We start from the raw sequence: 11605 nt of genomic DNA, 5'->3' as shown, positions 1-11605 counted from the left end.
GATATAGTATGATTCCATACAAACATGAACCATTTACAGATTTTTCTCAAGAGGCAAATTACAACGCATATTTAGAGGCATTAAATAAAGTTGAAAGTTATTTAGGTCAAGACTATCCATTAATTATTGGTGGAGAGCGCATTACTACAGAAGATAAAATCGTTTCATATAACCCAGCAAAAAAAACACAGGTGATTGGTCGCGTTTCAAAAGCAAGCAGAGAATTAGCTGAAAAAGCAATGCAAGTAGCTGACGAAACATTTAAAACATGGAAAAAAGTAGACCCAGCGATTCGCGCTGATGTGTTATTCAAAGCAGCGGCAATTATCCGTCGTCGTAAACATGAGTTTTCAGCATTATTGACAAAAGAAGCAGGTAAACCTTGGAATGAAGCGGATGCAGATACAGCGGAAGCAATTGACTTCTTAGAATACTATGGTCGCCAAATGTTACGTATTAAAGACGGCCAACCAGTAGAAAGTCGCCCAGGCGAATACAACCGTTATGATTACATCCCATTAGGAATCGGTATCGTTATTTCACCATGGAACTTCCCATTCGCAATTATGGCTGGTACTACAGTAGCAGCTTTAGTAACAGGGAATACAGTATTATTAAAGCCAGCTTCAACTACACCAGTTGTTGCATATAAATTTATCGAAGTTTTAGAAGAAGCAGGATTACCAGCAGGTGCTGTTAACTACGTACCAGGTTCTGGTGCAGAAGTTGGTGATTACTTAGTTGATCATCCGAAAACGCGCTTTATCAGCTTCACTGGTTCTCGTGATGTTGGTTTACGTATTAACCAACGTGCAGCAACACATAACGAAGGTCAAATTTGGATTAAACGCGTTATCGCTGAAATGGGCGGTAAAGATACAATTGTAGTCGATAAAGAAGCAGACTTAGAGCTTGCAGCACAATCAATTGTAAAATCAGCTTTCGGCTTCTCAGGTCAAAAATGTTCGGCATGCTCTCGTGCTGTTATCGTAGAAGATGTTTATGACACAGTAGTGAACCGTGTAGCAGAGCTTACTAATGAATTAACAATCGGTGACCCAGCTGACAACAGCAACTTCATGGCAACAGTAATCGACCAAGCAGCTTTCAATAAAATTACTGAATACATTGAAATCGGGAAAAAAGAAGGACGCCTTGTAGCAGGTGGTACAGCAGATGATTCTGTTGGTTACTTCATCAACCCAACAGTGTTTGCAGACGTAGATCCTTCTGCTCGCATCATGAAAGAAGAAATTTTCGGACCAGTTGTAGCAATTGCAAAAGCAAAAGATTTCGATGAAGCGATTGAAATTGCAAACGACACAGAATACGGCTTAACAGGTGCGGTTATTACAAATAATCGTATGAACCTAGAAAAAGCGCGTGAAGATTTCCACGTTGGTAACTTATACTTCAACCGTGGTTGTACAGGTGCTATCGTTGGTTACCAACCATTTGGTGGTTTCAACATGTCTGGTACTGACTCAAAAGCTGGTGGCCCAGACTACCTACAACTTCATATGCAAGCAAAAACAACTTCAGAAATGCTTTAATTTTTACTGATTTTAATGTGGGACGACACCACATGTTCAAAGATAGACTGTTCTAGTAAGTAGAAAAAGTTAGCACACCTCGTAGAAAATAAATTCTACGAGGTGCGCGATTTAACCATATGAAGGTCAACAAATATTTTTTGTTTCTATTATATAGTCCTTTTTCAGCTCTACTAGGCAGTCTTATCTTTCATAGATTTTTATTATGAGTTAGTAGGGAGAGTGCTTTATGACAAAATCACAACAAGTTATTGAACAAACACAAAATTATGGTGCTGCAAACTATCATCCACTGCCAATCGTTATTGCAGAGGCTGAAGGTGCTTGGGTTAAAGATCCAGAAGGAAACAAATACTTAGATATGTTATCAGCATATTCTGCAGTAAATCAGGGACATCGTCATCCAAAAATTATTGCTGCATTAAAAGAACAAGCTGATAAAGTAACATTAACTTCTCGTGCATTTTACAGTGAAAACTTAGGTGAATGGTATGAGCTTGTAGGAAAATTAACAAATAAACAAATGGTTTTACCTATGAATACGGGTGCAGAAGCAGTGGAAACTGCATTTAAAGCAGCTCGTCGTTGGGCTTATGATGTAAAAGGTGTTGAAGAAGGCAAAGCAGAACTAATCGCTTGTAATGGAAACTTCCACGGGCGTACGATGCTAGCAGTATCTTTATCGTCTGATGAAGAATATCGCCGCGGTTTTGGACCGATGTTACCTAACATTAAACTTGTAGATTATGGTAATTTAGAAGCGTTAAAAGCTGCAATTACACCAAATACAGCAGCATTTTTACTTGAGCCAATTCAAGGGGAAGCTGGTATCGTTATACCACCAGAAGGTTTCTTAAAAGCAGCTCGTGAACTATGCCGTGAAAACAATGTGTTATTTATTGCAGATGAAATTCAAGCAGGATTAGCTCGTACAGGTAAAATGTTTGCTTGTGATTGGGAAGAAGTAGAGCCTGATATGTACATTTTAGGAAAAGCATTAGGCGGCGGTGTATTCCCAATTTCTTGTGTAGCTGCAAATCGTGATATTTTAGGTGTCTTCAACCCAGGTTCTCATGGTTCAACTTTCGGAGGTAACCCTTTAGCTTGTGCTGTTTCTATCGCATCTATTAAAGTTTTATTAGATGAAAAATTAGCAGAGCGTTCACAAGAACTAGGTGAATATTTCAAAGGGAAATTACGTGAAATTAACAACCCAATCATTAAGGAAGTTCGTGGTCGTGGTTTATTTATCGGTATGGAATTAACAGAGGCAGCGCGTCCATATTGTGAAAAGTTAAAAGAATTAGGCTTATTATGTAAAGAAACACATGATACAGTTATTCGTTTTGCACCACCATTAGTTATTTCTCAAGAAGATTTAGATTGGTCAATTGCTCAAATTGAAAAAGTATTTAAACTTTAACAAAATGTTCACATTTTATTTCGGAAGTGTGTTACAATGATGCCGATATACTATCATTATAAAAACAAAGAGGCGATTTAATATGTCTGAAAACTTAAATCTGTTCACATCAACTCAAGATGTTATTCAAGATGCTCTTAATAAACTAGGCTATGACGAAGCAATGTATGAATTACTGAAAGAACCGCTTCGTATGCTACAAGTACGCATTCCAGTTAAAATGGATGATGGTACGACAAAAGTATTTACTGGTTACCGTGCTCAGCACAATGATGCAGTAGGACCAACAAAAGGTGGCGTGCGTTTCCACCCAGCTGTTTCAGAAGAGGAAGTTAAAGCGCTTTCAATGTGGATGACATTGAAATGTGGAATCGTTGATCTACCATATGGCGGAGGTAAAGGCGGTGTCATCTGTGACCCACGTCAAATGTCAATGGGTGAGATTGAACGTCTAAGCCGTGGTTATGTACGTGCGGTAAGTCAAATCGTGGGACCAACAAAAGATATTCCTGCGCCAGACGTATTTACAAATGCACAAATTATGGCATGGATGATGGATGAATATAGCCGTATGGACGAATTCAACTCTCCAGGGTTCATCACAGGTAAGCCACTTGTACTTGGTGGTTCTCAAGGTCGCGATCGTGCAACTGCTCAAGGTGTAACAATCGTTATTGAAGAAGCTGCGAAAAAACGTGGTATTGATATTAAAGGTGCTCGCGTTGTTATTCAAGGATTTGGTAACGCAGGTAGCTTCTTAGCTAAATTCATGAATGATTTAGGTGCCAAAGTAATTGGTATTTCAGATGCATATGGTGCTCTTCATGATCCTGAAGGTTTAGATATCGACTACTTATTAGATCGTCGTGATAGCTTCGGAACTGTAACAACATTATTCGAAAACACAATTTCAAATAAAGATCTTTTAGAGCTTGATTGTGATATTTTAGTTCCTGCCGCAATTGAAAACCAAATTACTGCTGACAATGCGCATAATATTAAAGCAAACATTGTCGTAGAAGCAGCAAATGGTCCAACGACAGCAGAAGCGACAAAAATTTTAACAGAGCGTGGCATTTTACTTGTACCTGATGTATTAGCATCTGCAGGTGGTGTTACAGTATCTTACTTCGAGTGGGTACAAAATAACCAAGGTTATTACTGGACAGAAGAAGAAGTAGAAGAACGCCTGTACAAAAAAATGGTTGAAGCATTTGAAAATGTTTATACAACAGCCACTACACGTAACATCAATATGCGCTTAGCTGCATATATGGTTGGTGTACGTCGTACTGCAGAAGCATCACGCTTCCGCGGATGGGTTTAATCTATCGAAAAGGGTCGTCTCCAATTTGGAGCGACCCTTTTTTGTATAGAATGAAGCTGTGTGCCATTACGAAAGTTAAACTTAACAAAACTTGTTACGACGATTTTTTTGGTTTGTCAGTAGATTACAAGATGAATGAGTTGTGCCTGAAAAAATACATAGGGCATATGTGGATTAATGCGCGCGCATATAATGGTGCTTAAATCTTTGCTTTCTACTCTAGAAATATGAGAAAATCCAACTAGAAAGGGGCGATTTCCATGAATTCATTTACATTTTATAATCCAGTGAAGTTACATTTTGGTGAAGATGCGTTGGAAAAATTACCGAAAGAATTAGCGCAGTTCGGACAGAAGGTGCTAGTTGTTTATGGCGGAGGTAGCATTAAAAAGAATGGTGTATATAATGCTGTCATTGAGAAATTACAAGAAGCGGGTAAGTCCATTTTTGAATTGAGCGGTGTTGAGCCAAATCCGCGTGTAGAGACAGCTCGTCTAGGCATAGAGATTTGTAAAAAAGAAGGGATTGACCTTGTGCTCGCTGTTGGTGGTGGTTCTGTTATTGACTGCTCCAAATTAATAGTAGCCGGGGCAAAATATGACGGGGACGCATGGGATATTGTTAAAAGAAAATTTATTGTGAAAGATGCACTACCGTTAGGAACAGTGTTAACCTTAGCTGCAACAGGCTCTGAAATGAATTCCGGTTCGGTTATTACGAACGCTTCAACGGAAGAAAAATTCAGTTGGGGTAGCCCAGCTGTCTTCCCTAAGTTTTCTATTTTAAATCCAGCATACACAGTGACTGTGCCGAAAAATCATACAGTTTACGGTATAGTGGATATGATGTCCCATGTCTTTGAACAATACTTCCATAATGCAACCAACACACCCATTACTGATGAAATGTGTGAAGGTGTATTACGAACAGTAATTAGCACGGCCCCTAAACTTATCGAAGATTTAGAGAATGTGACATTACGTGAAACGATTTTACTAGCAGGAACAATTGGTTTAAATGGCTTTTTATCAATTGGTTCCCAAGGGGATTGGGCTTCGCACAATATTGAACATGCCGTATCTGCCATTTATGATATCCCTCATGCGGGTGGTTTAGCAATTTTGCAACCACATTGGATGCGTCTAAACGTATCGGTTAATCCTGAGCGCTTTGCGGGTATTGCGACACGTGTCTTTGGTGTTGATGCAACTGGAAAGACAACCGAGGAAGTTGCCCATGAGGGGATTGATCGTCTATCGGCATTTTGGACATCTTTAGGTGCACCCAATCGTTTAGCCGATTATGATATTGACGATGCTAAATTCGATCAAATTGTTGAACATGCCATGGAAAACGGACCTTTTGGCAACTTCAATAAGTTGCAGGAAAAAGATGTACGTACAATTTTACAAAATGCACGTTAGGTTATAGTGTGACAGTAAAGGATGTATCGAAAAGTGAGATTATCACTTTTGATACATCTTTTTTATTTTATTCATTACAAAAAATCAATTACAAACGCCTGTCTATTATTTGGGTTAATTGTCAAAATTGTTCAGAATTTGTTCAGGTAATTTTTTTAAAATGAATGTAATCATTTTTGAATTGACAGGGGATGTAGAGAGAATGTTAAAACAATTGATTGAAAATCATATTACGATGCACTGTGAGAGTCATTTTTTTCAGCCGAATATTTACGAACTGAAAAATTGTATCGAAGTATTAGGAATTGAAGCGACTGCGTTACGAATGGACAATGATCAAATTGCCGCAGGATATGTAGTCGACAATCGTATATTTTTTAAAAGCATGCGATATGGACAAACGACGATCACATTAACTGATGGTCAAAGGGAAGCGATTGTGCAACTTTACGTTCGTCCATCTGGAGAAATGATGCTAGAGGTAACGCCGAATTTAGATGATGCTGAAATCGTGCTAGTGTATTATCGAACGATTTTAGCTGAAACGGCGATAGCAATTGATTTAAAAGGGGCTTTGAAGCACTATTTAGTAGCACATAATCTTATGAATGATGAGGAAGCCATTACAGAGGTGCATTATAAATCGATGCATCCGAATGTACTAAAAGATTCTTATGCGGGTAATTTTGTTTTAGGTTGTCGTCCGGACGGAGAGTCGTTAACAAATGCTGAAGAATTTGAATTAGCCAATCGTCTGGCTACATTAGAATTCTCAAAAATTATTATTCAACAGGATGGCATAAAAAAAATGATCTGTTTAAGAATGCTATTAACTTTTATGATTACGGATTATGTAATTGTCTCATAGAAGTTTGAATGCATTTGTCAATGATAGAACTTTTTACGTATTCTTATACTAAATAGCCAACTGCCTTACGTTGGCAATTGGCTATTTGTTTATTGTTCTTTTGTAGGTCGTTCTCCAACATGTTGCCAATTTAATCTACCATCATCCTCATCAAATAAAATGGCTACTTTTGATACGCCTTTTTGACTTAGAAGTACTTCTGTTAAATGGTCGCGTACATCATCTAAATAAGCAAGGGATAAATTCGGGTCTGCTTCTGCCACAAGCTCTACATGTAGAAATTCTCCTTCTTTAATCACTTCTAAACGAACGATATCTTTAATATTTGGGTTATCCATTACAAGGTGAGCAATATGATTCAGCATTTCCTCATCCGTTTCACCGATAACACCACGTGCGTTATCTAGGAATACCTTGCCAACTACATAAAACATCATACAGCCAATAATAATTGACACAAGTCCTTCAATTCTCGCCCAACCAGTAAAATGTGCAATTAAGATGGCGGCAAAGGCTAAAACGTTACCACCAGTAGCTACTAAATCTTCCATAAATACTAATTTAGTGGCAGGTTTTGCACGTTTTAAATACGTAAATGCTTTTGCAATAGAAGTTAGGCCAGCCTTTTCTTGTCCAGCCTCATGTAGCACCTCGACTGCTGCTTTTGCAAGAACCGTACCTTCTAATACAATCCCAATAAACAACACACCAAGTGCAATAAACATTCCTTTCGATTCACCTGAAGGATGCATAAAATGATGCCAGCCTTCCTTAATCGTCTCATAAGATAGGATGGCTACAATAATTACGGCGAATAAGCATACAAGATTAACAATTCGACCAAAGCCTCCTGGGAATTGCTTTGTAGGTGCTTTTTTCGAAAGGGCGGAGCCGATATAGACGAAAAATTGGTTTGCAGCATCACCAAGGGAGTGCATCATTTCGGCAAACATAGCCACATTGCCTGTGAAGAAAAAAGCAATCCCTTTAATGATTCCTAAAAAGGTGTTTACAAATGCAGCCATAAGGGAGGGTTTATTACCGTCTTTTAATAGTTTTAATATTTCTGTCATAAGAGTCCTCCAACTAGTTTAAAATTTCCATTTCTATTTTTTCAATATAAGGTAAGGTACGTAATGAACGATAAAACGACAGTAAGTTATCTGAGACAATTAACGATAAACGGAAATCTAATTCGTGTAATACTTGATTATTCGCCATTGGTATATCTTTAATACGAATATTTTCAATTACAATGTTGTTTTCCTTTAAAAAAAGAAGAAATGATTCTGTATGGTCATCATTATCAATCTGAACCTTTAATGATACTTCTCGCATCCGAATTCGTTTTGGTCCAATTTTCATAAGAAAAGGAGATAACACTTCGATGCCAAAAACAATGATAATAACAGCTAGTGTTGCATCCATATAAAAGCCTGCGCCAACAGCAATTCCAATGCCAGCAGCTCCCCAGATCATAGCTGCAGTCGTTAAACCAGAAATGCTATCATTACCGCGTCTTAAAATGACACCTGCCCCAAGAAATCCGATGCCACTAACTACTTGTGCTGCTAAACGAAGGGGATCCATTGTAATGTTTATATCTCCCCTTGGAGGTGTTGAGTATGCAGTCTCGATAGAAATAATAGTTAGTAAGCAACTAAATGTAGCAATCACTAAACTTGTTTTTAATCCAACAGGTTTCTTTTTTAATTCCCTTTCAATACCGATTACTAAACTTAATGTGGCTGCAATCACTAATTTTATTCCAACTTCATATGTAATCATATTCTCCAATAATGTTTCCAAACGCAACCCTCCATTGTTATTTCGTATTGCTAAGAGATATGCAAGCTGTCATTATTATATGTACATTACTTTTTTGTATTGTACATCACGCAAGTAATGAAGTATAAGTTTTTTTTATGGAGGCGGATTCAATGAGTAAACCGAAGATTCATCCATATATTCCAATTTTCATAGGTGTTATATCAGTATCTTTATCTGCTATTTTTGTGAAATTAGCAACTGCGGATGCTGGTGTTATTGCTTTTTATCGTATGTTGTTTTCTGTCATAATTATGGCACCACTATTTTTTTGGAAATATACCAATGAATTAAAACAGCTATCTATTCGTGATTGGTGTTTTTCTTCTATAGCGGGTGTTTTTTTAGCTTTTCACTTTATTTTGTGGTTTGAGTCACTAAATTACACATCTGTTGCAAGCTCAACTGTGCTTGTGACACTTCAACCACTTTTTGCGTTTGTAGGTACATACTTTTTCTTTAAAGAGGCAATTACTGTGAAAACTATTTTTGCGGGGGCTATTGCCATTGTTGGTAGTGTGTTAATAAGCTGGGGTGATTTTAAACTAAGTGGATCTGCTTTCTATGGGGATCTGCTTGCATTAATTGCTTGTGCACTTATTACAATATACTTACTATTTGGGCAAGATGTACGAAAGCGATTATCACTTGTGACTTATACAATGATTGTTTACGCAGTAAGTACGATAACATTGTTTTTCTATGTTTTATTAAAAGGGGAATCATTCGGTCCGTATTCGTCTATGGATTGGATGTGGTTTATTTTATTGGCAATTGTCCCTAATTTATTAGGTCATACTTTATTTAATTGGTCTATTAAATATGTTAGTACGAATGTTGTTTCAATTGCTATATTATTTGAACCAATCGGAGCGGCCGTATTAGCTTTTATTATTTTTAAAGAGTATTTAATCGCTACACAAATCATTGGTGGATGCATTGTAATAGCAGGGATTCTACTGTTTGTAGTGGATGATAAAAAGATTTTAAAGTTTTTTAAGAAAAAAGCTTGATTTTTATATTGCTATATTATATATTATTACTTGTCCTTAACAAGAAGGACGACATGAAAAAAGAAATTAAAAAGTTGTTGACTTCTTGTTGAATACAAGTTATGATAATAAAGTCGCTGAAAACAAGCGGAAATAAATGAACCTTGAAAACTGAACAAGCAAAACGTAATCAATATAGTTTTTACTAGCTAACTTCGTTAGTGAACGAAACAAAATTCTGGACATCAAAATTGATGCCAGCAAAACAATTTGAGCTAATCAAATTTCTTTTATGGAGAGTTTGATCCTGGCTCAGGACGAACGCTGGCGGCGTGCCTAATACATGCAAGTCGAGCGAACAGAGAAGGAGCTTGCTCCTTTGACGTTAGCGGCGGACGGGTGAGTAACACGTGGGCAACCTACCCTATAGTTTGGGATAACTCCGGGAAACCGGGGCTAATACCGAATAATCTTTTGTCCCTCATGGGACAATACTGAAAGACGGCATCTCGCTGTCGCTATAGGATGGGCCCGCGGCGCATTAGCTAGTTGGTGAGGTAACGGCTCACCAAGGCAACGATGCGTAGCCGACCTGAGAGGGTGATCGGCCACACTGGGACTGAGACACGGCCCAGACTCCTACGGGAGGCAGCAGTAGGGAATCTTCCACAATGGGCGAAAGCCTGATGGAGCAACGCCGCGTGAGTGAAGAAGGATTTCGGTTCGTAAAACTCTGTTGTAAGGGAAGAACAAGTACAGTAGTAACTGGCTGTACCTTGACGGTACCTTATTAGAAAGCCACGGCTAACTACGTGCCAGCAGCCGCGGTAATACGTAGGTGGCAAGCGTTGTCCGGAATTATTGGGCGTAAAGCGCGCGCAGGTGGTTTCTTAAGTCTGATGTGAAAGCCCACGGCTCAACCGTGGAGGGTCATTGGAAACTGGGAGACTTGAGTGCAGAAGAGGATAGTGGAATTCCAAGTGTAGCGGTGAAATGCGTAGAGATTTGGAGGAACACCAGTGGCGAAGGCGACTATCTGGTCTGTAACTGACACTGAGGCGCGAAAGCGTGGGGAGCAAACAGGATTAGATACCCTGGTAGTCCACGCCGTAAACGATGAGTGCTAAGTGTTAGGGGGTTTCCGCCCCTTAGTGCTGCAGCTAACGCATTAAGCACTCCGCCTGGGGAGTACGGTCGCAAGACTGAAACTCAAAGGAATTGACGGGGGCCCGCACAAGCGGTGGAGCATGTGGTTTAATTCGAAGCAACGCGAAGAACCTTACCAGGTCTTGACATCCCGTTGACCACTGTAGAGATATGGTTTTCCCTTCGGGGACAACGGTGACAGGTGGTGCATGGTTGTCGTCAGCTCGTGTCGTGAGATGTTGGGTTAAGTCCCGCAACGAGCGCAACCCTTGATCTTAGTTGCCATCATTTAGTTGGGCACTCTAAGGTGACTGCCGGTGACAAACCGGAGGAAGGTGGGGATGACGTCAAATCATCATGCCCCTTATGACCTGGGCTACACACGTGCTACAATGGACGATACAAACGGTTGCCAACTCGCGAGAGGGAGCTAATCCGATAAAGTCGTTCTCAGTTCGGATTGTAGGCTGCAACTCGCCTACATGAAGCCGGAATCGCTAGTAATCGCGGATCAGCATGCCGCGGTGAATACGTTCCCGGGCCTTGTACACACCGCCCGTCACACCACGAGAGTTTGTAACACCCGAAGTCGGTGAGGTAACCTTTTGGAGCCAGCCGCCGAAGGTGGGATAGATGATTGGGGTGAAGTCGTAACAAGGTAGCCGTATCGGAAGGTGCGGCTGGATCACCTCCTTTCTAAGGATATTTTCGGAATACAAACCTTGGGTTTGTAAGATTACGTTTTGCGTTCAGTTTTGAAGGTTCATCATTACGATGAAATACTTCAAAACTGTGCTCCTGTCGCTACGCTTTCGTCGCAATCTGCGAAGAAGTAGAAGCAGGTAGTGAATTTGTTCTTTGAAAACTGGATAAAACGACATTGAAATTGTAACAAACACATTTATTTTTTTAAGTTTTTTATAGACTTAATAACGAAATAGGGTTTCAAGACACAAGCAGTTCTAGGAAGCGAACGAGTGAATGCAGGAGCGTACTTACGTACGTGACTGATTGAACGAGAGAAGCTGAAAACGAAATGCGCAGT

General features: G+C 39.4%; 8 protein-coding genes and 1 rRNA gene. 7 read left to right on the top strand and 2 right to left on the bottom strand.

Going from position 1 to position 11605, the window contains the following annotated elements; genetic code table 11:
• Positions 1-8: 8 nt before the first annotated feature.
• The 5 genes from pruA to T479_RS17530 all read left to right on the top strand — a co-directional run bounded on the left by pruA (position 9) and on the right by T479_RS17530 (position 6595).
• A complete protein-coding gene (gene pruA, locus T479_RS17550) occupies positions 9-1553 on the top strand; it encodes an L-glutamate gamma-semialdehyde dehydrogenase (protein WP_024364885.1) in 1545 nt (514 codons plus the stop codon).
• A 229-nt stretch (positions 1554-1782) separates the two neighbouring features.
• The gene (locus T479_RS17545) at positions 1783-2976 is read left to right on the top strand and encodes an ornithine--oxo-acid transaminase (protein ID WP_024364886.1); all 1194 of its coding nucleotides are present in this window, start codon (positions 1783-1785) and stop codon (positions 2974-2976) included.
• Between the two features lie 82 nt (positions 2977-3058).
• Positions 3059-4303: a Glu/Leu/Phe/Val family dehydrogenase gene (locus T479_RS17540; RefSeq protein ID WP_024364887.1), complete on the top strand. Its 1245-nt coding sequence runs from the start codon at positions 3059-3061 to the stop codon at positions 4301-4303.
• A gap of 260 nt (positions 4304-4563) precedes the next feature.
• Positions 4564-5727, top strand: coding sequence for an iron-containing alcohol dehydrogenase (locus T479_RS17535; protein WP_025220375.1), 1164 nt, complete (start codon positions 4564-4566; stop codon positions 5725-5727).
• A 202-nt stretch (positions 5728-5929) separates the two neighbouring features.
• Complete coding sequence (locus T479_RS17530) at positions 5930-6595, top strand: hypothetical protein (protein WP_038509896.1); 666 nt, start codon at positions 5930-5932, stop codon at positions 6593-6595.
• An 89-nt stretch (positions 6596-6684) separates the two neighbouring features.
• Here T479_RS17530 and T479_RS17525 read toward each other — a convergent pair whose 3' ends face one another.
• Together T479_RS17525 and T479_RS17520 are read right to left on the bottom strand one after the other, a co-directional pair.
• Entirely contained in the window at positions 6685-7668 is a 984-nt protein-coding gene (locus tag T479_RS17525; protein ID WP_025220374.1) for a cation diffusion facilitator family transporter, read from the bottom strand.
• Between the two features lie 13 nt (positions 7669-7681).
• Positions 7682-8404, bottom strand: coding sequence for an MgtC/SapB family protein (locus tag T479_RS17520; protein WP_024364890.1), 723 nt, complete (start codon positions 8402-8404; stop codon positions 7682-7684).
• 131 nt (positions 8405-8535) lie between these two features.
• Here T479_RS17520 and T479_RS17515 point away from each other — a divergent pair, with 131 nt between their 5' ends.
• Together T479_RS17515 and T479_RS17510 are read left to right on the top strand one after the other, a co-directional pair.
• Entirely contained in the window at positions 8536-9435 is a 900-nt protein-coding gene (locus T479_RS17515; RefSeq protein WP_025220373.1) for a DMT family transporter, read from the top strand.
• A 268-nt stretch (positions 9436-9703) separates the two neighbouring features.
• A 16S ribosomal RNA gene (locus T479_RS17510) occupies positions 9704-11256 on the top strand.
• The last annotated feature ends 349 nt before the right edge of the window (positions 11257-11605 follow it).

Origin of the sequence: Lysinibacillus sphaericus, from assembly GCF_000600105.1 — a bacterium.
GTDB classification, from domain to species: domain Bacteria; phylum Bacillota; class Bacilli; order Bacillales_A; family Planococcaceae; genus Lysinibacillus; species Lysinibacillus sphaericus.
Note: the sequence above shows the minus strand (reverse complement) of the source record. Positions and strands in the feature narration are given on the sequence as shown.

Bases quoted from the DNA above. Each gene is read 5' to 3' on its own strand.
- T479_RS17525 (WP_025220374.1), bottom strand. From the start codon at position 7,668: ATGACAGAAATATTAAAACTATTAAAAGACGGTAATAAACCCTCCCTT.
- T479_RS17540 (WP_024364887.1), top strand. From the start codon at position 3,059: ATGTCTGAAAACTTAAATCTGTTCACATCAACTCAAGATGTTATTCAA.
- pruA (WP_024364885.1), top strand. From the start codon at position 9: ATGATTCCATACAAACATGAACCATTTACAGATTTTTCTCAAGAGGCA.
- T479_RS17530 (WP_038509896.1), top strand. From the start codon at position 5,930: ATGTTAAAACAATTGATTGAAAATCATATTACGATGCACTGTGAGAGT.
- T479_RS17545 (WP_024364886.1), top strand. From the start codon at position 1,783: ATGACAAAATCACAACAAGTTATTGAACAAACACAAAATTATGGTGCT.
- T479_RS17535 (WP_025220375.1), top strand. From the start codon at position 4,564: ATGAATTCATTTACATTTTATAATCCAGTGAAGTTACATTTTGGTGAA.
- T479_RS17515 (WP_025220373.1), top strand. From the start codon at position 8,536: ATGAGTAAACCGAAGATTCATCCATATATTCCAATTTTCATAGGTGTT.